This is a genomic window from Labrys sp. HAY1-8F, from assembly GCF_056754975.1.
Window position 1 is genome coordinate 1,204,704 of sequence record NZ_JBPGWZ010000001.1, and the last position, 20,388, is coordinate 1,225,091.

17 protein-coding genes and 1 pseudogene are annotated in these 20,388 nt (G+C 60.3%); 5 read left to right on the plus strand and 13 right to left on the minus strand.

What is annotated here, in order from left to right:
* Positions 1-102 precede the first annotated feature (102 nt).
* Together ACR9ZN_RS05505 and ACR9ZN_RS05510 are read right to left on the minus strand one after the other, a co-directional pair.
* Positions 103-1,614 carry an amino acid ABC transporter permease/ATP-binding protein gene (locus ACR9ZN_RS05505; protein WP_454817255.1) on the minus strand — a complete coding sequence of 504 codons (1,512 nt, stop codon included), beginning with the start codon at positions 1,612-1,614 and terminating at the stop codon, positions 103-105.
* Positions 1,615-1,674: 60 nt separating this feature from the next.
* Positions 1,675-2,427, minus strand: a complete 753-nt coding sequence (locus tag ACR9ZN_RS05510) for an ABC transporter substrate-binding protein (RefSeq protein ID WP_434961373.1) — start codon at positions 2,425-2,427, stop codon at positions 1,675-1,677.
* Positions 2,428-2,740: 313 nt separating this feature from the next.
* On the opposite strand from ACR9ZN_RS05510, the gene ACR9ZN_RS05515 reads away from it, so the two are divergent.
* Positions 2,741-3,811 carry a LacI family DNA-binding transcriptional regulator gene (locus tag ACR9ZN_RS05515; protein ID WP_454817253.1) on the plus strand — a complete coding sequence of 357 codons (1,071 nt, stop codon included), beginning with the start codon at positions 2,741-2,743 and terminating at the stop codon, positions 3,809-3,811.
* Between the two features lie 295 nt (positions 3,812-4,106).
* On the opposite strand, the gene ACR9ZN_RS05520 is transcribed toward ACR9ZN_RS05515, so the two are convergent.
* From ACR9ZN_RS05520 to ACR9ZN_RS05550, 7 genes are all read right to left on the minus strand, one after another.
* Positions 4,107-4,529: a hypothetical protein gene (locus ACR9ZN_RS05520; RefSeq protein ID WP_481271560.1), complete on the minus strand. Its 423-nt coding sequence runs from the start codon at positions 4,527-4,529 to the stop codon at positions 4,107-4,109.
* A gap of 836 nt (positions 4,530-5,365) precedes the next feature.
* The gene (locus ACR9ZN_RS05525; RefSeq protein WP_481271561.1) at positions 5,366-5,635 is read right to left on the minus strand and encodes a hypothetical protein; all 270 of its coding nucleotides are present in this window, start codon (positions 5,633-5,635) and stop codon (positions 5,366-5,368) included.
* Positions 5,636-5,856: 221 nt separating this feature from the next.
* Positions 5,857-6,723 (minus strand): D-psicose 3-epimerase, encoded by an 867-nt coding sequence (locus tag ACR9ZN_RS05530; protein WP_454817247.1) that lies wholly within the window; start codon positions 6,721-6,723, stop codon positions 5,857-5,859.
* 113 nt (positions 6,724-6,836) lie between these two features.
* Entirely contained in the window at positions 6,837-7,841 is a 1,005-nt protein-coding gene (locus ACR9ZN_RS05535) for an ABC transporter permease (RefSeq protein WP_441774268.1), read from the minus strand.
* Positions 7,838-8,842 (minus strand): ABC transporter permease, encoded by a 1,005-nt coding sequence (locus tag ACR9ZN_RS05540; protein ID WP_441774267.1) that lies wholly within the window; start codon positions 8,840-8,842, stop codon positions 7,838-7,840. Before ACR9ZN_RS05540 ends, ACR9ZN_RS05535 begins: the two co-directional genes overlap by 4 nt.
* The gene (locus ACR9ZN_RS05545; RefSeq protein WP_481271959.1) at positions 8,835-10,370 is read right to left on the minus strand and encodes a sugar ABC transporter ATP-binding protein; all 1,536 of its coding nucleotides are present in this window, start codon (positions 10,368-10,370) and stop codon (positions 8,835-8,837) included. The genes ACR9ZN_RS05540 and ACR9ZN_RS05545 overlap by 8 nt, the downstream gene beginning before the upstream one ends.
* An 87-nt stretch (positions 10,371-10,457) precedes the next feature.
* Positions 10,458-11,411, minus strand: a complete 954-nt coding sequence (locus ACR9ZN_RS05550) for a substrate-binding domain-containing protein (RefSeq protein WP_434961375.1) — start codon at positions 11,409-11,411, stop codon at positions 10,458-10,460.
* Positions 11,412-11,603: 192 nt separating this feature from the next.
* On the opposite strand from ACR9ZN_RS05550, the gene ACR9ZN_RS05555 reads away from it, so the two are divergent.
* Positions 11,604-12,695 (plus strand): LacI family DNA-binding transcriptional regulator, encoded by a 1,092-nt coding sequence (locus ACR9ZN_RS05555; protein ID WP_441774266.1) that lies wholly within the window; start codon positions 11,604-11,606, stop codon positions 12,693-12,695.
* A gap of 67 nt (positions 12,696-12,762) precedes the next feature.
* Here the strand turns inward: ACR9ZN_RS05555 and ACR9ZN_RS05560 are convergent.
* Positions 12,763-13,014 (minus strand): annotated as a pseudogene (locus ACR9ZN_RS05560) (hypothetical protein); the annotation flags it as partial.
* A gap of 51 nt (positions 13,015-13,065) precedes the next feature.
* On the opposite strand from ACR9ZN_RS05560, the gene ACR9ZN_RS05565 reads away from it, so the two are divergent.
* Entirely contained in the window at positions 13,066-13,557 is a 492-nt protein-coding gene (locus tag ACR9ZN_RS05565; protein WP_481271960.1) for a hypothetical protein, read from the plus strand.
* Between the two features lie 148 nt (positions 13,558-13,705).
* Here the strand turns inward: ACR9ZN_RS05565 and ACR9ZN_RS05570 are convergent, their stop codons facing one another.
* Positions 13,706-15,121 (minus strand): aldehyde dehydrogenase family protein, encoded by a 1,416-nt coding sequence (locus ACR9ZN_RS05570; RefSeq protein ID WP_481271562.1) that lies wholly within the window; start codon positions 15,119-15,121, stop codon positions 13,706-13,708.
* Positions 15,122-15,225: 104 nt separating this feature from the next.
* Here ACR9ZN_RS05570 and ACR9ZN_RS05575 point away from each other — a divergent pair, with 104 nt between their 5' ends.
* Entirely contained in the window at positions 15,226-16,173 is a 948-nt protein-coding gene (locus tag ACR9ZN_RS05575) for a LysR family transcriptional regulator (RefSeq protein ID WP_454817242.1), read from the plus strand.
* A gap of 493 nt (positions 16,174-16,666) precedes the next feature.
* The gene (locus ACR9ZN_RS05580) at positions 16,667-17,680 is read left to right on the plus strand and encodes a methyltransferase (RefSeq protein WP_454817240.1); all 1,014 of its coding nucleotides are present in this window, start codon (positions 16,667-16,669) and stop codon (positions 17,678-17,680) included.
* 340 nt (positions 17,681-18,020) lie between these two features.
* Here ACR9ZN_RS05580 and ACR9ZN_RS05585 read toward each other — a convergent pair whose 3' ends face one another.
* Both ACR9ZN_RS05585 and ACR9ZN_RS05590 read right to left on the minus strand, forming a co-directional pair.
* Positions 18,021-18,620: a COG4280 domain-containing protein gene (locus ACR9ZN_RS05585; protein WP_481271563.1), complete on the minus strand. Its 600-nt coding sequence runs from the start codon at positions 18,618-18,620 to the stop codon at positions 18,021-18,023.
* Between the two features lie 798 nt (positions 18,621-19,418).
* The gene (locus ACR9ZN_RS05590; RefSeq protein ID WP_441774263.1) at positions 19,419-20,363 is read right to left on the minus strand and encodes a carbohydrate kinase family protein; all 945 of its coding nucleotides are present in this window, start codon (positions 20,361-20,363) and stop codon (positions 19,419-19,421) included.
* Between the last annotated feature and the right edge of the window lie 25 nt (positions 20,364-20,388).

Consider the following 20,388-nt stretch of genomic DNA (forward strand, 5'->3'; position numbering starts at 1 on the left):
TCCGCAAGAGCCCCGCGTCGTCTGGGGGGCATTGAAGAACATCGGACTTTTCAAACGGCCCGGGTCATATGGCGATGTCATCGTGGGACTTTGGTCGAGCATTCACAGCACTTCGGCAAGGAAGCGCTTGAGGCGCGGGCTTTGCGGGGTATCGAAAATGCTATCCGGAGGACCTGCCTCGACGATGCAGCCTTCGTCCATGAAGACGACCTGATCGGCAACACGCCGAGCAAAGCCCATTTCATGCGTGACGACCACCATGGTCATGCCACGCTTGCCGAGATCGGCCATCAGGTTGAGCACGCCCTTCACGAGTTCGGGATCGAGGGCGCTGGTCACTTCATCGAAGAGGATGACTTCTGGTTCCATGGCAAGTGCACGGGCAATGGCGACGCGCTGCTGCTGGCCTCCGGAAAGACCACCGGGCCGATGGTGTTGGCGGCTCGCAAGGCCGACATCCGCCAACCGCGCCTTGGCAATGCGTTCGGCTTCTTGCGCCGAAAGGCCCTTTATCCGGTTTGGCGACAACATGACGTTTTCCAGCGCCGTGTGATCCGGAAACAGGTTGAAATGCTGAAACACCATGCCGACGCGGCGGCGTAGTTTTTCCGGCTTCATGGCAAGGATGCTGCTGCCATCGAGCAGGATGTCGCCGCTCTTCGGCTCGACCAGACGGTTGAGACAGCGCAGCAGGGTCGACTTGCCCGACCCCGAGGGGCCAATGATGCAAGTGACACTGCCGGGCTTGACCGCAAGATCGACGCCCTTTAGCACCTCCAGTTCGCCATAAGCCATACCGAGGCCGCTCACGTCCAGGCTGCCTCCCTTGAAGACTGTGCTGATCTCGCCGCGCTTGACACCTTCCAACTCGCTGACTTCCTCCAGTCCACTGGAGACGGCCGTGGGCCGCTGTTTGCCAACGCGCAAGCGGTTGTCGATATGGTTGACCAGGTGGGTGAGCGGCACTGTTACGACGAGATAGAAAACTCCTGCAAGCAATAGGGGCGAGAGATTACCCGTAACCACCGCCTGGTCCTGGCCGACACGAAAAATCTCGCGTTCGGACGCAAGCAGGCCGAGAAAATAAACCAGGCTTGAGTCCTTCACATTACCTATGAACTGGTTGACCAGTGCCGGCAAAACGCGGCGCACGCCCTGCGGCACGACAATGAGCCGCATGCCTTCGCCGTAGCTCATCGACAAGGCCCGGCAGGCTTCCATCTGGCCGCGATCGACACTCTGGATCCCTGCGCGAAAAATCTCTCCGATATAGGCTCCAGCAATCAGGCTGAGCGCCAGAATACCGAGCGGATAAGGCGATGGGCCGAACAGATCGCGTCCGAGGCGGGCGAAACCCTGCCCAATCAGCAAGATGGTGACGATAGCCGGCAGACCACGAAAGACATCGGTGTAGACGCGGGCGGGAATGCGCAGCCAGGGTGAGCGCGAAATGCCCATGATCGCCAATACCATGCCGATCGCCACGCCCAGTACGGTGGAGGCTGCGGCCAGGATCAGCGTGTTCTTCAGGCCGACCGTGATCATGGTCGGCAGCACCTCGGCCATCGCATTCCAGTCAAGGAAGCTGCGACGAAGGTTTTCAAGCCAGTTCATAGGGAAGTCCCTTGAATGAAAGACCGGTCCGGCCGGCGGGTTCGGACCGGCAAAGTGGCATCATGGCTTGGGCAGATAGTCGGCCGGCATTGGCGTGTCGGGGAACCACTTTTCGTGCAGTTTCTTCCAGGTGCCATCCTGCATGGCCTCATGCAGTGCTTTGTTCAGCGCAGTGCGCAGCGCATCATTGCCCTTCCGGATGACAAAGCCGGCCGGGGCGTCAAAACTCGGGATGTTGACCGCAACCTTCAAGGCCGGATAACGGGCCGAATAGTCCTTGGCCGCCTCATAGTCGAGGAAATGGGCGTCGATGGTGCCATTGTTGAGCGCTGCTACAGCCGAATTGTTGTCGGGGAACTTCACCAAGTCGGTCCCGGCGAAATTCTTTTCGGCATAAATTTCCTGCAGCGTGCCCTGCACCACGCCGAGACGCTTGCCTTTGAGACCGCTCGCATCGGTGATGCCGGCATCTGACGCCAACACACTGAGGAAACCTGCAAGATAGCCATCGGAAAAGTCGACGGTTTGCTTGCGCTTGTCGGTCGTGCCGATCGCTGCGGCAGCAATGTCGAAGCGGCCATTGGCGACCGAAGGCATGAGCGCGGAGAATTCCTGGCCGGTGAAGACGACCTGATCTTTCTTGTAGCCCATGCGCTCGGCGACATTGAGAAAGAGTTCGATGTCGAAGCCTGTAAAGCCGCCGTCGGCGGTGGTGAAGGCGTAAGGTTTAGCGTCACCCATGGTGCCGACGCTGATCGTCTTGGCATCGATGAGACCGAGCGGGTTGTCGTCGGCCAGCGCGGCTGAGGCCATGCCACCGGTGATGGCAAGCGCCAGGACCAGGACTGCGGTCCGTATCCGGCCCAGAATCCCGGGGGTTGTAGTTGCATGGGTCATCGGTCTTGTTCTCCTGCTCTGATGGTCATTTGCCGGACGGACAGACGCATAATCGTGCACCGGACTATGGTGCTCGGCCGTGCGTCCGGCCCTCCATCGCTTACCGCGCGGATGAGATATATTTTTTATATGAGACCGGTCTCTTTTTAATTGAGACCGGTCTCTTTTGATTTTTAGATTGTTATATCTGCATTGACCGGTCGTCAATATGTCTTGTAAAGCTGAGGCCATGGATCAGGATCATGGCAAGGTGCCCTCCGTGACCGTCGCCGACGTGGCGCGCGTCGCCAGCGTTTCGAAAGCAACTGCGGCGCGTGTTCTGGGCGGATATGGCACGGTGAGCGACAAGGTAAGGATCAAGGTCCTTGCTGCCGCCAAGATGCTCGACTACCGGCCGAATGAGCTGGCACGCAGCATGACCACGGGTCGCTCCGGCACGATCGGCGTCGTGGTCGGCGACATCGAAAACCCGTTCTTCAGCTCGGCGGTGCGCGGCATCACCGATGTCGCACGCCTTGCCGGCTTCGATGTCATTCTCACCAATTCCGGCGAGGAGATCGCGGCGGAAAAGGCGGCGGTGAAGACACTGGTCGCCAAGCGGGTAGACGGGCTGATCGTTTCGCCCGCGCGCGACAACGATATCGAGCACCTGCGCGATATCGAGCGCTCAGGTCGTCCGCTCGTCCTGCTCGATCGCGCCGTTGAAGGCCTATCCATCGACACGGTGACCACCGACGATCGGCACGCCGCCGAGAACATCACGCGCCGGCTTATCGCGCTCGGCCATCGCCGCATCGCCTATCTTACAGCCTCCGACACGCCGAACCATCGTTTCAGCAACCCGTTCGACATCAGTACCGGTTCCGTACGCCAACGCATCGAGGGCTTTCTCGGCATCTGTCGCGAAGCAGGCCTGGAAGGCATGGAACGCTGGGTGCATGTAGGGGCAATCACGCCGGAACAAACGCACCGCATCGCGACCGCGATGCTCAAATCTTCGCAGCGCCCGACGGCGATCATCGCCTCAGACAGCGTGATCGGCCTCGAGGTGTTCAAGGCCCGCCGCGAACTGGATCTTAGCATTCCCGATGATTTGTCGCTGGTGTCGTTCCACGATGCTGACTGGACGTCCGTCACCACGCCCCCCATCACTGTCGTCCGCCAACCGGTCTACCGCCTCGGCGAGGCGGCGGCCAGGTTGCTGGTCGAGCGGTTGAACGGAAGCAACGTTGAGGCGAGACGCATCATCCTGCCGACGGAGATCGTTGAGCGCGCCTCTGTTGCCGTCGCACCTGCATAGACATTCCATACGCACTTACGATCAAGCGCGACGACAGACTGTTTTGTTCGACGGCATAGTTCATTGTCCGTTCTGGAGCTTCGCGGTGGCCCCTCCCCAACGAATTCTTCGGATGGGGCCCGTCACGCTACAGCGCAAAATAAGTCGCGCAATGCGCAAAACTGCCATTCGAGATCCCCACCGCATGAGAAGGAACGGGCAGATCGAAATACTGTGCCTCCGCTTCCGGTCTGCAAGCGAGCTTTTGTTAGCAGCACCAACACGCCAGCCAATCCAGTATCGTATCGATCCAGCGTCAGAATAGGCGGTCAATTCCGACCACGCCCCCATCGCACGTATCATCTGGCTCGATCCCAAGAAATTCCATTCCCGTCGCATTGCCGATTTCGTCACGGCCCGTTGCCAGTCGAAGGCTGAAAGGCGGCGGCGCCTTCGGCAGGTTTAAAATGACCTTCCGTCCTCCCGTTCGCATACACTCGTCATAGTCTGTCTGGCAGGTCTTTCCGGTGGCCGGGATCCTGAACCACTTGCCATAGGAGCCGCCATGCGCCGCGATCGCTGCATACTCATATTCGACGTCGGTGATATTGATGACGCACAGAATCCAGGCCGAGTCTGCGGGCACGGGCTTCGGCGGGTCATATAAGCGATCGATATCCGCATCCTGAATTATGAAATTGTCGTGGTTTGCTTTGCTTTGTAGCCGCTGCAAATTCATCGTCTTCTCCCTGTTCAACAGAACGCATGGTGCGTTTGCTGGCGGATTTGTCGTTGTGTGCTATGGACCCTGCGCTCCACGGGGCGGCAGGACGTTGGTGGCCTGTTTCGCGCCCGAGCAGGCCGGAGCGGTCAACCGAGATCAACCATCCGTCCGAGGTTTCCTCCTTCAAGGACACAGCGATATCCCTGCCCGCCGAAAGACAGGCGTTGTTGCACTGCCAGTTGCAAAGCAACACGCGTGCCAAAGCGAAAACGGTCGGCAATTCGCTTTGTTGCCGTGCCGTACCGACCAATATCGGACAGGTTGTCGTCTCCAGCTCGGACAAAACGTCCGAACATATCAAGGCGACGGCATTCGCGCGCCCGGCACGATTGGCACGCAGGGCGGCGGGTTCCGGAAGCGGTCCCGACCCTGTGGGGGCTCGAGGGGTTTCCGCATCGGCCCATAGCTTGGGTTCTCATATCGCTCGGTGACGCCTGGATTTGCGTTCGGATCATCGTGGCTTGCGGTCCTGCACACCCCGGTTTGGCATGACATTTTGTTCGTCGCCTCGGACAGATTGGCAGTAGCCACCATCCGACATTCCTGTAACTATTTGATACTGCTCACTATATTGAATGGCGTGCGTCTTGCTGGCGTCTTGTCGATGGCCTTGAGCCAAGCATCGGCCCCACCAAACGATGGGCCGGATCAAATCGGCAAACGCAGCCGACAAGGTGCTGCGAAGACGGGGGGTGTCATGACAACCGATGCGGGCACACGTGAGGATATATTGTCTGCACCAAGAAGGGCCGGATTTCTCGATCGGCAAAGGATCGTCGCCAGGCCCGGCTTCAAGGCCCTGCTTCAAGGCCCTGCTTGCCTGAGCCGCCGTCGCCATCCTGCTTTTCTGGGGTCTGTGGATCACGCTCAAAAGCGTCGTTGCATTGTTCTGAAGCTCGGCAGCATATGCGGCCGCCTTCCTGGCGGCCGCAATCCAACGGTGGGAAGATCATGGTTTCTTGGAAGTCATGATCGGCGGACACCGAGAGGCCGAGATGGAACAGGCCCATAGCAAAGCCGCGGACCTGAAGGCCCTCGCAGCCTCCCGCATAGACGCTCACATGCCTGGCGGATGCTATGTCCGGACGGCACTGTCGACGGCAGCCTCGTCGAGCTTGTTGAGCGGCCCTGCCACTTCGGCGATCGCCTGTTGATGCAAAGTCATCGGCATGTCCTTCTCATCGTCCGTTGCTTCCAACGGATGAATGTGAATCGCATCCTGCCGAATGCTGGCCCCACAAGGTCAGGCACCGTCCCGAACGAAAGCCCGCGACATTGCCAGTCAGCCGAGCACGAACCGCGAGAATTCCAGCGACCGGCGCGCATCCTCGTCCAGCCTGGCTTCATCCGCATTATTGCTCAGATCGCGCCAGACCTTGATGTCGTTGCCGACCTGGCCGCCCATCTTGACGAAGGGCTCCATCACGACCGCACCGCTGTAACCGATCTCGCGCAGTGCCGTCCCGATCTCGTGCCAAGGCAGACGGCCCGTGCCGGGAACGCGGCGATTATTTTCGCCGGTATGGAAATGACCGAGCAACGGCCCCGCAGTTCGGATGGCCTGTGCGAAACTGTCCTCCTCGATGTTCATATGGAACGTGTCGAGCATCACCTTGACGTTGGGCTTGCCAACTTCGCGAACGAAAGCCACCCCTTCTTCGGCGGTGTTGAGAACGTGGTTCTCGAACCGATTGAGCACTTCGAGGCACAGATTGATGCCGAGATTGCCGGCGAAATCGGCCAGACCCGCAATACCCTCAACGCCTCTCGCCCAATCCCCTGCCTTGTCAACGGGCTTGGAATAGTCGATCGGCCAGTAGGAATGGAGAGCGCCACCGATGACGTGGATGTCGAGCTTGGCGAGGTTCGTCAGCGTCTCCTCGAAAAAGGCCCGGCCTGCCTTCCTGACCGCCGGATCGGGGGAGGACAGGTTCCTCTCGCGGGACGGACCTATTCCCGCGGTAAGCGTGATCCCGTTCTCTCGAGCAGCGCGGGCAACTTCCGCAATGTGAGCCGGGCTATAGCTGTTCAGATGATGCGCTGCGATCTCGATCACATCGAAGCCGAGCCTGGCAACCTTCTCGACATATTTCAGGCAGTCCGCGCTCCACTCCTGTTCCCAGTACGAGTAGTAAATGCCGAACTTCATTTGTATCTCCAATATGATGGGAAGCGCTGTTGGCACGGCGACGACTGGGGCAGTTCTCCGGCGAACGGCCCCCTCGACAGCCGGGCGTGACGAGTGAGCATGGTCGGACGAGTTCATCGTCTCATGAACATGAATGGCGGGAAGCCGTTCGCCCAGATCGAGCGCACGACCATGACCAGTAGCAGGAAGCCGCCCCACAGCGCGGTCGCCAAGTGCTGGTTGGCACCCAGCGAGTTCAGGCCCGAGGCGATCACCTGCAGGATGACGAGCGAGATCGCGACCGGCAGTACACGACCGAAACCGCCGTTCGGAGAAACGCCGCCGAGGAAGCATCCGAGCACGGTGATGAGCAGGTAGGCCTCGCCGTGCCCAACGCGCACCGAGTTGAAGCGAGACAGCATGACGATACCGGCAAGACCGCACATGAGGCCGGACAACGTATAGATCAGCGTGAGCGAGCGGTGCGTCGAGATGCCCGAATAGCGCGTCGCCTCGAGATTCGAGCCGATCATCCTGGTCGCGAAGCCGAGGCGGGTCCGCGACATCACGACATACCAGATCAGTACAGCTGCGACGAAGACGAACACCGGTGCCGGTATGCCGAGCAGGGTTCCCTGCCCTATCGCCTGGACGGCATCGGGCATGCCCGAGATGTCACCGCCGCGAGTCAGAAATTCACCGAGGCCCCGCACGAAGATCATCATCGAGAGCGACACCAGGATCGGATGCGCCCCGGTGGTGGCGATGATCAGGCCCATAAGCCAGCCGATCGCCGCTCCCGTCGCCAGCGCCGCCAGGATGCCGAGCGCGATGGCAAACGGCCCGGCATCGACGCCGCCGAAGGCGTGCAGAACCGCCGCCATTGCGAGTCCCGACAGGTTGGCGGTGAAGGTGACGGAGAGGTTGAAGCCGTTGGAGATGATCGGCATCAGCATCGCCAGCGTCAGGAGCCCGAGTTCGGGTAGCTGGAAGGCGATCGAGGTGAAGGTCGTGCCGCTCAGGAAGCTCGGCGACGACACGCCGAAGACGAGACAGACGAAGACCAGCAGGGCAAGAAGCGCCCCGATTTCGGGATCGAAGAGCCGGTTCGTGCCGCTCGTCTTGTTTTGAGTGGTCACTGGGCCGTCCTCCGCGTGGGCGCAGCGCGCCAGTTTCCGATGAGTTTGCTGACACCCTCGCTCGAAAGCGTGATGGCGACGAGGATGATCACGCCGATGATCATCTTGAAGGCATAAGGCGAGATGCCGAGCAGGTTCAGGCCGTTCTGTGTCATCGCCACAAGGATGATGCCGAGGATGACGCCGAGGATCGAGCCGCGCCCGCCACCGAGTCGCGCGCCGCCGAGAACGACCGCGGCGAGCACATCGAGTTCGCGACCGTAGAGCGCGGTGGGGACGACCTCCTGCGCGTAGTGCGCTTGCATGAGCCCCCCGATGCCCGCCATGAGGCCGAGCCAGCCGAAGGCGAGATAGTGCATGGCGCCGAGGCTGACGCCGATGCGCCGCGCACCCTCGGTATTATCGCCCATCGCGTAGAGCTGTCGCCCGGTGCTGGTCCGCCTGAGAAGCAACCAGGTGGCAACGACACACGCGGCCATCACCGCCACCAGGATCGTGATTTCCGCGCGGCCGTCGGCGGTATCCAAGCTGATGATCGTGATCCGATCGGTCAGCCAGTCCGGAAGGTCGTAGAGCGACGAACCGCCGGTGAAGAACATCAGCAGGCCGAAGAAGAGATTATAGGTCGCAATCGTCACGACGATCGAAACGATGCGGAACCGATAGATCCAGAAAGCATTGAAGCAACCGAGCGCCGAGCCGATGGCGCCCGCCAGAATGAAGCCGAGCACCCAGTTTCCGCCGCCAACGGCCCCTAGGGCGAGCACCGTGAGATATTGGACGATCGATGCGGCGACGGCGAACGAGATATCGATGCCGCCTGCAATCAGCACCACCAGCAGGCCGACGCCGAAGATGATGTTGACCGAACTCGCGTTTAGGAGATCGAACAGATTGGACAGTGTCAGGAAAGTCGAGGTCGAGACACTGAGAAATGCGCCCATGACGAGAATCACGAGGATGAGCCAGCGCTCGGTAGAGCCGATGCCGAGGCTACGCATGAACGGCCTCCTCAATTGCGTCGATTTCAACGTCCTGCGGCCGATATTGGCCGACGATCTGGCCGTCACGCATGTGCAGCACCACGTCCGAGTTGAAATAGACTTCCGGAATTTCATCGGAGATGAGCAGGATCGCCATCCCCTCGTCGGCAAGCTGGCGCACGATGTTGAAGATGCCAGCGCGAGCACCGACATCGACGCCAACCGTCGGCGAGTCGAGGATTAGCAGGCGGGGCTTGGTCGATAGCCACTTGGCGAGGACAACCTTCTGCTGGTTGCCGCCGGAGAGGGTCGAAATGGCATTGCCCGGCTTGCCGATCTTGACGCCGAGATCCCTGATCCATTTGCTGACCAGCGTATCCCGTTTCCTGAAAGACAGAAGCGGCTTCGGATCGAGCAGGGTATCGAGGACCGAGATGACGGCGTTATCCTCGATCGATTGCGGCTGGATCAGTCCCAGCGTCAGCCGATCTTCCGAGACATAGGCGACGCCGGCATCGATAGCGTCTCGATTGCTGGCGAAGCGGATGGGCTTGCCGTCGAGACGTATGTCGCCTTGGTCCGGCTGTGTCATGCCGAACAGGCTCAGCGCGAATTCCGTGCGGCCCGACCCGAGCCGCCCGGTCAGCCCGACGATCTCACCTTCGCGGACCGTCAGGCACACGTCCTTGTATTCGCGGCCCTGTGACAGGCCCTTGACTTCGAGCACCGGCCTCTTGGCCGAGAGATCGCGGCGGCTGACGGCATAGTCGAAGGTCTTGCCGGTCATGAGTTCGGTGAGCCGGGTCTGGGTCATGCCGGCGGTCGGAAATGTTCCGACGAGCTTGCCGTCCTTGATCACCGTGACGCGGCTGCAGACATCGAGCACCTCAGCGAGCCGATGGCTCACGAGCACGACCGATATGCCTTCGGCGGAAAGGCGCCGGATGATGTCGAGCAGCGCTTCGGTCTCGGCGTGGCTCAGCGATGCGGTCGGCTCGTCCATGAAGACGAGCGTGGCCTCGGTCACCAGCGCACGGGCAACGGCCACGATCTGGCGCTGGGCGATCGGCAGTGTGCGTAGCGGCGCGTCGAGATCGAGCGTGACGCCGAGGCGCTTGAGGATTCTCTCCGCGTCGGCGCGCATCGCACCGTAATTCACGAGGCGTGGACGGCCGCCGAGATTGCGCTCGAAGCCGATGTTCTCCGCCACCGACATTTCGGCGAACAGCGCGAGATCCTGCCAGATGACTTGAATCCCGAGGCCGCGCGCACCCGCCGGGCTCAGGTCGGCAATCGGGCGCCCCATGAAGCTCATCACCGCCCCGGGCTCGGGCTGATACACGCCGGTAATGATCTTGATCAGTGTACTCTTTCCGCAGCCATTCTCGCCTGCGAGGCACAGAACCTCTCCCGGCATGATGTCGAAGCGGACGTCATCGAGCGCTTTGATACCACCAAACTGTTTGGAGACATGCTCGATTTTCAGCAAGGGAACAGCGGGCGCCGCCGCGGCCTCTCCTGCCGCAGTTGCATGGACATTGGCCATTGTCTGAAAGCTCACGGAATGAGGGCTTCATCGGGAGCACACCCGGCGGCGACACCGGGTGTGTTTCCAGGCAAATACGTCGAGGGGTCAGAGGCCCATCTTCGCCAGATCGTCGATCGTGTCCTTGTTGAGCTCTACCAGTTCGTTCACGATAAGATTGTGGCCATCCGGATGCACGACACCGAGACCGGGAATATTGGTCCCGTCCTTGATCGGCTCGCCCTTGGCAACCATCTGGCCGAGGGTGACAAAAATCTCTCCCGCCAGCGCCGGATTCCACATGAAACCACCGGTCAAAACACCATCATGCACGAGCTTCCGGCCCTGGCCAGGCGAGAACGGGCCGAGCACCAGCACCTTGCCGTCGAGATGCTTCTCCTTCACCGCGCGCGCCGCCCCGATCGGGCCCTGGCTGCCAAAGGCGAGGAAAGCCTTGAGGTTCGGATTGGCACGAATCAAGTCGAGAGCCGTGCTCCGCGATTGATCGACGTTCTCCGCCACACCGTACCGGTCGCCGACCACCTTCATGTCGGGTGCGTTCGCCTTGATATAAGCAATCGCCGCATCGGCCCAGGCGTTGTGCAGCGGCACTGTGAGCGATCCGACGAACACCGCATATTCGCCCTTGCCGCCCAGCGCGTCCACGAGACGCTTGCCGTAGGCCTCGCCGAAGCCTTTCGCGGACGCCAGCTCGAAGTCGTAGTCGGCGTTCTTTTGCTTCGGTGACTCGTGGGTGATCACCTTGATGCCCGCCTTGCGGGCGCGGTCGAGCACGGGCTCGAGCACCTCGGCATCGTTAGGAACGACACCGATAACATCGACTTTCTTGGCAATTAGATCCTCGATCGCACGAACCTGCAGGGCCGGGTCGGCGCTGGTAGGGCCGACCATGAAAGCGTCGACGCCGAGCTCGGCCGCTTTCTTTTTGATACCGGCCTCCATGGCATTGAACCACGGAATACCACCGATCTTCACCACTACGCCGATGACCGGCTTGTCCGCCGATGCGCGGGCGCCACCGAGCACGCCCGGTATCAGCAAGCCGCCAACCCCGAGGGCCGAGCCAGAGAGAAAGGTGCGGCGGCCGATCTTCGACGCACGGATGGAGTCAGAATGCGAAGTCACGAGAGTCCTCCCAGTTTGTTTTGCCGGCGACGGCGTTAGCTGCTCCCGAAGCCTTTCTTAGCTAAATCCATTCAGCACAGATTGTCAAGATAGCTGAAAGGATTTAGCATGCATTTTCAGAAAGTACCGAACTCGATCCGTATAGCCAGCGAGGGGACGATGGCGCGCTCGCCAAGCACACGTAGATCCACCATCTATGACATCGCCAAGGCGACCCAGGCCTCCCCGTCCACGGTGAGCCTCGTGCTCAACGACAGTTGGAAGCGCTATCGCATCAAGGAAGAAACCGCCAAGCGCGTGCTGAAGGCAGCCCAGGAACTCGGCTACGCCGTCAACATGAAGGCCAGGGGCTTGCGCCTGTCGCGCTCCGGCCTTGCCGGCATGATCATCCCCCATTACCGCAACCGCTTCTTCGCCGGCCTTGCCGAGGCTTTCGAGGCGGACACGCGCCAGCGCGGCCTGTGCCCCATTGTGGTGAGCACGCGGCGCGACGAGGAAATCGAGGCCAGCGTCACCAGTACCTTGCTGTCCCAACAGGTCGAGTTCCTGTTCATCGCTGGCGTGCGCAACACGAAGCCGCTCAATGCCCTGTGCCGGGCTGCGGGCATTCCTTGCGTCAATCTCGACTTACCCGGCAGCGATGCGCCCTCGGTGGTCACCGACAATTACGGGGGTGCGCGTGCCCTCACCGAAAAACTGATCGCCAAACTACGAAAGCGTCGGAAAGCACCGCGTGACCTGCTCTTTCTCGGCGGCGTCGCCGGAGAGCATGCCACTGACCGCCGTATCGACGGCTTTCGCGACGCCGTGGCAGCCAATGGGCAGGAAATAGTGCTTGAAGTCGCCTGCTGCGGCTATCGTCCTTCATCGGCTCGGGAAGCCCTCACTGCTCACTTCGAAGCGCTCGGCCGCATGCCGGACGGCCTCTTCATCAACTCCATCACCTCTTTCGAAGGGCTCGTGCAATTCTCCCTGCAGGTACCGCGCCAAGCCATGCGCGAGGTCAGCACGGTGTGTTCCGACTGGGATCCGTTCGCAGCCCACCTGCCCTTCGACGTGATTATGACACGTCAGAACGTCGAGACCATCATCGCCGAGGGCTACGCGCTGGTGGACAATTATGTTCCGGGCGAGAATCCGATGGTGGTGGTGCCACCGGAATTCGCACCGAGCTCGGAGCGGGAAAGCAATTGGCGCTGAGGAGAAAGGGCTAAGAGGCGGACGGCTAAGAAGTTCTCACCTACGCCAAGGGCAATCGGGGCGTTCGCTAGATCTTCAAGAAAGTCGCCCGTGAAGTAGTCGCGTTCAGGCGGGTGCAGTTGACTGCGCGTGCTCGTGAGCCGCCGAGCGCGGCCAGGAAGAGGGCGCAAAGCAGGCAGAGCCATTTAAGGAGCAGGCTGAAGTTGTAGCGTGCGGCGGCGAGAACGGCGTTGGGGGCATCGCCTGAGGAATGGGCGAGGAAGTTGCGACCCATGCGGTGGTCACTCTTGCAGTGGCCGATGACGGGTTCGATCGCGGCGCTTAGCGTCGGAAGGCGCTTTGGTTCTGTTGCAGACGTTTCGGTAGTAGGCTGTCGGTCCAAGGGGTAGAGGCAGCAGCCGATACCGTCAACGTCGTCTCTCCCGAGACCTATATCGGCTATGAGCGTGCGGACAATTTCGTGTCGCCGTCAAGGATGATCGTCAACAAACCGCAGGTCTATGCCAAAGCCGGTAGTCTCGACATCAATCAGTGGACGCTCAGCGGAAATTGGACGGTCGAGAAAGAGAGCGCCTCTCTCAATGCCGCCAACGGTGGCATCACCTTTCGCTTCCATGCTCGTGACCTGCATCTGGTCCTCGGTCCTGGCGCCGACAGCAAGCTTGTACGTTTTCGGGTGCTGATCGACGGCAAGGCACCGGGTGCGGCTCACGGAGTAGATATCGATGCCGAGGGTAACGGCACAATCGTTGGCCAGCGCCTCTACCAACTGGTTCGACAAGATGAGCCGATTGGCGATCAAACGTTCCAGATCGAGTTTCTCGATCCGGGCGCCCAGGCCTTTGCGTTTACCTTTGGCTGAGGCCCGCCTGAGCCTCATGCCGTTGTGGGGGCAGAAAGGCAGAAGCCCCCACAAGACAGCGTCTGAGCCGCCGGCCGACTCGACCAAGCCATCGCTTTGCATCAGTGACGGAAGGAGGACCGCACCTTCCCTCGAAAGTCGGTAGGCTTCAGGTGATGATCGCGCGGGGTTCGAGGAAGGCTTCCAATCCGAATGGCCCGAATTCGCGGCCAATGCCCGACTGCTTGAACCCACCGAAAGGCGCAAGCGGCTCGTGCGGGGCGCCATTGATCGCGACACGTCCGGCCTCCAGTTGTCCCGCGACCCGGCGTGCCCGTTCCGGATCGGAAGACTGGACATAGGCCGCCAACCCGTAATCGGTGTCGTTGGCGATCGCGATGGCCTCTGCCTCGTCCCGATAGGAGATCACGCAAAGCACCGGTCCAAATATCTCCTCGCGCGCGATCCGCATCTGGTTGGTGACGCCTGTGAAGATAGTCGGGCGGACGAACCAGCCCCGATCAAGATGATCGGGGCGCCCCTCACCGCCGATGAGCAATGTGGCTCCTTCTTCCTGCCCGAGCCGAATGTAAGACTGGACGCGTTCCCACTGTTTCAGGCTGACCATCGGGCCAATCTGGACGGCGGGATCATTGGCGGGACCGACCTTCATCGCGGCGCCTGCCGCCTTCAGTCGCTCCAAAATCTCGTCGAGACGGCGTTCGGGCACGAGGATGCGCGTGCCGTCGATGCAGGCCTGCCCGCTGTTGCCGAAACCTGTCATCAGTACCTGCGGGATCGTGCGATCCAGATCGGCATCGTCGAGAATGATGGTCGGGCTTTTGCCGCCTAGTTCGAGTGTTACCCGCTTGATCGTCTGGGCCGCCGCAGCGAGGATCGCCCGGCCGCTGGCGGTGGAGCCGGTGAAGCTGATCTTTGCGATGTCCGGATGCGCGCTGAGGGCGGCGCCTGCCACTGAACCAATGCCATTGACAATGTTGAACACACCGCGCGGCAGCCCGGCCTCATGCAGGCATTGCAGGAGGAGTTGCGTCTGGAGCGCGCTCATCTCAGAAGGCTTGATGACGATCGTGGTGCCGGCCGCGATTGCGGTTGCGAGCTTGGAGCAGATGAAGCCGTAATTGCTGTTCCAGGGCGTGATCGCCGCGGCGATGCCGGATGCGCGCATCTCTACTTCCGCGCGACCGATAGTGCGGCGGAACTGATATCCCTCCAGTGTCTCCGCCATGTCGAGGAAAACGGACGCTGCATGCGGCACGGCAAAGCTTGTGAAAATGGCAGGTGCGCCATATTCCTCGGTCATCGTCGCAACGAGATCATCGCTGCGAGCGGCCACGACGGCGGAAAGCCGCTTGAGCATGGCGATGCGCTCGGCCTTCGACGTACGCGCCATGTCGGAAAAGGCACGCTTGGCGGCAGCGACGGCCGTATCAACGTCACGCGCATCCGCGAGGCGGACGGTACCGATCTGCTCCTCGGTGGCCGGATTGAACAAGGACGAGCGCTCCTCGCCCTGCGGCCTGATAAAGGCGCCGTCGATATAGATCGTGTCGATATTGCGCATTGGAAAGGGCTCCACATTGAAGGCTGGTGAAGGCCTATATGTCCCACGACCACTGATCTGATAAGAAGGCCAAAGCGGGACAGTCTGATGAAGGATATCGCGCAATGGCAAAGGCCAGCCTGGTCGAACTGGAAGCGGTCGCTGCGGTCGCCCGCTCGGGCGGTTTCCGCGCTGCGGCGCGAGAACTCGGTATATCCTCTTCCGCGCTTAGCCACGCCATCGCGACACTGGAAGAAAGACTGGGCGTAAGGCTATTCAACCGGACGACCCGTAGCGTCGCATTGTCACCGGCGGGGGAACAGTTCGTTGGGGAGATCACGCCGGCTCTGACGGCCATCGAAGACGCGATCGATCACGCCGGCGAACACAGTGCCGAGCCCACCGGCACGTTGCGCATCAACACCTCACTCGGTGCGGCAAGAATGTTCCTGACGCCATTGTTCCTCGAATATGCCAGCCTCTATCGCCGCGTGGAGGTGGAGATTGTCACAGAGGGCGCACTGGTCGACGTCACCGGGCAAGGCTTCGATGCCGGCATTCGCCTCGCCGAGGCAGTACCTCCCGACATGATTGCTGTCCCCATACTCCCGGAGATCCGCTCGCTGGTCGTCGGCACCCCCGATTATTTCAAGAGGCGGGGTGTGCCCAAGGTGCCGACCGACCTCAGCCGTCACCGCTGCATCCGTGCTCGTATGGCGAGCGGAAAGCTGTACCGCTGGGAGTTCGAGCGTCGGGGTGAAACCATGCTGATCGATGTGCCGGGTACGCTGACACTCGATGAAAGCAGCCTGATGCTGGAAGCGGCATTAGCGGGTGTTGGCCTGACTTATCTCGCCGAGCCGGTGGTCGCAGAATATATTGCCGCCCACCGACTGATGGTGGTTCTGGAAGACTGGACACCGCCCTATCCGGGGCCTTGCCTTTACTTCGCCGGACGCCGACATATTCCGGCAAGGCTCCGAGCCCTTATAGATCTCATTCGGGCGTGGCCATTGGCGAAGCGAACTGCTTCGACATCGCGAAGCCACGCGCCCCAGGAGCAATCGCTTTAGAGACGAACTTCCTCCAGCGCTGGACGCCATGCAACGTGATGGGATTGCCTTTCGAGTCCGTAGTTACGTTTGGATTGCCGACCGCCTTCAATTGTTGCTGCCAGAAAACAAAAAGATGAGAGTTTTATATCCAACCCTTACTTCTAGGTCATACGTTATTCACACACCATAAATTTACTTTCTGTAAAAACAAAAAATATCTTCATTTATTCAAATAAAAACTCAAGACATCGCATACAATATGCCCTCAAGGATAATTTTAGTCCACGCCAACACGTCTCTATTTTTCTAATTTATTTTTATGCCACGCGCATACGGCTTTTAATTATTTCACAAAACTACAAAATACCTTATCATCTTTGCACGGCGCTAGGATGTCGTCGGCAACCGCCGGCACCTGATCACGATCCGCATCCAAGGATGCTCGTTCCTATTCTTTCCGTCTCTACCGTTCGACAGCAGTCCAACGACACAAACCATGGGGGGACAAACGATGGGCGCGACGACACCAGACAATATCATGCAGCTCGGCATGGGCTTCTGGGCCTCCAAGACATTGCTCAGTGCGGTCGAACTCGGTGTCTTCACCGAACTCGCTACGGGACCGGCCGATCTGCCGACGCTGCAGACCAAGTTGGAATTGCATCCCCGTGCGGTTCGCGATTTCCTCGATGCCCTGGTGGCTCTTGGGATGCTTGAGCGCGACGATGGCATCTATCGCAATTCCCCCGATACGGATCTCTTCCTCGACAAGGCGAAGCCGTCCTATATCGGCGGTATCCTCGAAATGGCCAATGCCCGGCTCTATGGTTTCTGGGGCTCGCTTACCGAGGCCCTGCACACAGGCGAAGCCCAAAACGAAGGCAAACACAGCGAAGACTTCTTTGCGGCCCTCTACGCGGAACCCGAGCGCCTGAGTGGCTTCCTCAAGGCCATGAGCGGTATCAGCGCCGGCGCGGCACATGCGATTGCAGCCAAGTTCGATTGGTCGAAATATGCGACTTTTGTCGACGTGGGTGCGGCGCAGGGCATGGTGCCCGTGGTGGTCGCGCAGAGCCATCCGCATCTGCGCGCGATCGGCTTCGATCTGCCCGCCGTACAGCCGATATTCGACGAATTCGTCGCGCAACAAGGACTCACCGAGCGCATACGCTTTCAGGCCGGCAGTTTTTTCGATGGACCCATGCCGAACGCGGATGTGATCGTGATGGGACATATCCTGCACGACTGGGACCTCGCCCAGAAGAAGCTGCTAATACAAAAAGCCTTCGCCGCCTTGCCGACAGGTGGCGCCCTGATCGTCTACGACGCCGTCATCGATGACGAACGCCGCAAGAATGCCTTCGGCCTTCTGATGAGTTTGAACATGCTGATCGAAACTCGTGGAGGCTTCGACTATACTGGTGCGGACTGCCAGACTTGGATGCGAGAAGCAGGCTTCGTGTCCACACGCGTCGAGCCATTGCTGGGACCGGATTCGATGGTGGTCGGATTCAAGCCTGAATGAACCCTCCAAATGGCGCGCGGGATCTGGATCGGCGTGGTGATGTGGCTCGAGTTGCCTGCCGCACTCACGATGTTCAGCAGATGTTTCGCCACGAAGCGGACATACGATCGGAACTATAAAAAAGCGCCCGCGCGACGAACGTGTCGAGGCTCCCATCTGGCTGGTTCGGAAAAGACCGGGGGAATTTGATCGGCAGGAGATTGGTGAGCGCAAGGGAAGCGATCGGTCGTTCCATAAGGCCGATATGCGAACAAGGCGCCTGCAACAGGCCAAGCAATCGCAGGACCGAGCCCAGCCACGGTACCCCCATGCCCTCACTCGTCCAGAAGACACCGAATGCTTAAAGCATCACGCCGACACCAAACTTCAGGGTATTCTCCGGAACCTGGGCGAGAGGCTTTCGCAGCAGCAACCCGATTGCGAGTACCACCAAACACGCAGCGAGCGCTCCCAAGGCAGCGGGAAGCAGCAGGCCACGCCCAGCACCAACGGCTATGACGATAAAAACCACCTCAAGGCCTTCGAGAAGAACAGCCTTGAAGGCCGTCAACCCTGCGATCCACGAGAGGGCTTCATGCCCGGAAGCGGCCGCCAGCCGAGCGGATTCCGATCCAAAAATGGCGTCCTCATCATGCAACGGGATGATGTCGGCACTCCGCAGGAGTGCCTTTCGCAGCCACCCCATGCCGAACAGCAAGAGGAGAATACCGATGACAAGCTGCAGCACCTTAAGCGGGATAAGACCTAGCAAAGGGCCGAAGACAGCGATCAGCAGGCCAAGGACGACAAGGGCGGCCATTGTACCGATTAAAGCCGGACGCCACCCCCGCAAGGTGCCTACCGCCAAGACGATGGTGAACGCTTCGACCACCTCGACGACGGAGGCGAGGAACGCGGCACCTAGCGCGGGTGCCGCGACACCTAGGGAAACCAATTCCAATATTGCCATCGCTGAAAAGGAACTTTCTCGACCTGCCGTAGACACCGCCTCGCCGCGAGCCATGGTAGAAGGGGTTGCCTTAGCTGAGAATTAGAAGGACCGGCCGCGGGCCGGTGACAGCCGTGCCGAGCGACGCGGCGAGAAAGCGTCGCCTCCGGCAAGCCTGATCCTCAGATTCAAGCGATCGCCTGCCTCGTGATTGGCGAAGAATACATCCGAAATGGACGTTGCTTCGGTGAAAGTCCGCAAAAACAGAAGGGATCAGACAGGCTCACGGTGACCTGCTCCCCTGGAAAGTCCTCGCCTTGAGGTTAGCCTGCTCTCTGACAGAGGAGACGGGCCATGAAACGATCGAGGTTTTCGGACGAACACATCATCGGCATCGGGCGCCTCACGGCAGGGTGTCCGTGTTGACGGTCTTTGCGTTGCAGGATTTGGAGAAGGATCGCCCGGCTCTATCAGCGGCCTAGCGGCGGCGTTTGACGTTACCCTAAACGCGCTGGCATGCACGAAGCACCGGGCGACAGCCCTTGATCAGGTCGAACGCAGGATGGGTCGAGGCCGTTTCGATCATGCAGACCGCTGGCCAGAGCGGCGCGGAATTATATCGCCGCGCCTGCGCGGTAGGCGCGGGGTCGTCGTTCTGCAGATCTTCGCTGGCGGGGATCCAAGCCTCGCGGCTGGGCTTTCGGCAAAAGCCCCCCTGCTCGCCCGAACGAAGCGCATCCTTGACTGAGCCTGCCGCCGGCATCCGGGATCATGAAGGGCCGGATTTCCGGCATGTTTCCTTTTCAGTTTTCAATGTTTGATCGGCATGGTGTTCATGAAGGCCAATGTGTCCTCGAACGACCGAATGCCTGCATCGGAGCCGAGACCCGTCGCCACCAGTGCCGCCGATGCCTGGGCAAAGTTCAAAGCGGTCTTCAGGTCCATCCTGCGATGCAGGGCCGTGATGAAACCAGCATCGAACGCATCGCCGCACCCGGTCGTGTCCACGACCTCGATTTGGAAGGCCGGCTGGCGAACGATCTCGCCGTGAGCGTCCATGAAGCACACGCCATCACCGCCAAGCGTGAACACGCAATGTTTCACGCCGCGATCGAGGAAGAACCGGCCCGCACTCTCAATGCCGGACGCGCCGGAAATCTGCCGCGCTTCCTCGATGGAGGGCATGAAATAGTCGATATAGGGAAACAGGGGTGCGATAAGATCGAGCGTGCCGTCATTGGCACCGAGCAGGTCGAACGTTGTCGTCCGCCCACGCGCTTTTGCCTCGGCCAGCAATTTGCGGCTCGGCTCGCCGTCGAGCTTGGCCAATAATCCGGTACCGCCAAGGTGAATGATCGCCGGAGCCAGCACCGCATCAAGATCGCTCTCGGCAATCTCGAAATGATCGGAGGCGCCTCGCGCATGGAGCGCCGGCCGGTCGCCATTGCGCCGAATATTCAAGATGGTCGACGATGTCTGCACACCTGTCAGGCGCTGCATCTGAGCCGTATCGACGCCGAAGCGCTGAAGTGTTGCAAGAACGAAATCGGCTTTCTCGTCGTCGCCCACGGCACCGACTGCGAGGCAATTCAGCCCAAGCTTTGCAAGATCCACCACCGTCCCACCGGCGGTACCCGCAACCGTCAGCCTGATTTCGTCAATGAACTCCACATTGCCGCCAGGTGGAATGGCATCAACCGGCCGCCCGAGCACGTCGAGAATGTAAAGCCCAATGACTGACACATCATGAGACATGGAAACCTCTTGAAATAAGATACAT

Bases quoted from the DNA above. Each gene is read 5' to 3' on its own strand.
- ACR9ZN_RS05570 (WP_481271562.1), bottom strand. From the start codon at position 15,121: ATGCGCAATATCGACACGATCTATATCGACGGCGCCTTTATCAGGCCG.
- ACR9ZN_RS05505 (WP_454817255.1), bottom strand. From the start codon at position 1,614: ATGAACTGGCTTGAAAACCTTCGTCGCAGCTTCCTTGACTGGAATGCG.
- ACR9ZN_RS05590 (WP_441774263.1), bottom strand. From the start codon at position 20,363: ATGTCTCATGATGTGTCAGTCATTGGGCTTTACATTCTCGACGTGCTC.
- ACR9ZN_RS05575 (WP_454817242.1), top strand. From the start codon at position 15,226: ATGGCAAAGGCCAGCCTGGTCGAACTGGAAGCGGTCGCTGCGGTCGCC.
- ACR9ZN_RS05580 (WP_454817240.1), top strand. From the start codon at position 16,667: ATGGGCGCGACGACACCAGACAATATCATGCAGCTCGGCATGGGCTTC.
- ACR9ZN_RS05520 (WP_481271560.1), bottom strand. From the start codon at position 4,529: ATGAATTTGCAGCGGCTACAAAGCAAAGCAAACCACGACAATTTCATA.
- ACR9ZN_RS05555 (WP_441774266.1), top strand. From the start codon at position 11,604: ATGCATTTTCAGAAAGTACCGAACTCGATCCGTATAGCCAGCGAGGGG.
- ACR9ZN_RS05510 (WP_434961373.1), bottom strand. From the start codon at position 2,427: ATGGCCTCAGCCGCGCTGGCCGACGACAACCCGCTCGGTCTCATCGAT.
- ACR9ZN_RS05515 (WP_454817253.1), top strand. From the start codon at position 2,741: ATGGATCAGGATCATGGCAAGGTGCCCTCCGTGACCGTCGCCGACGTG.
- ACR9ZN_RS05530 (WP_454817247.1), bottom strand. From the start codon at position 6,723: ATGAAGTTCGGCATTTACTACTCGTACTGGGAACAGGAGTGGAGCGCG.
- ACR9ZN_RS05545 (WP_481271959.1), bottom strand. From the start codon at position 10,370: ATGGCCAATGTCCATGCAACTGCGGCAGGAGAGGCCGCGGCGGCGCCC.
- ACR9ZN_RS05540 (WP_441774267.1), bottom strand. From the start codon at position 8,842: ATGCGTAGCCTCGGCATCGGCTCTACCGAGCGCTGGCTCATCCTCGTG.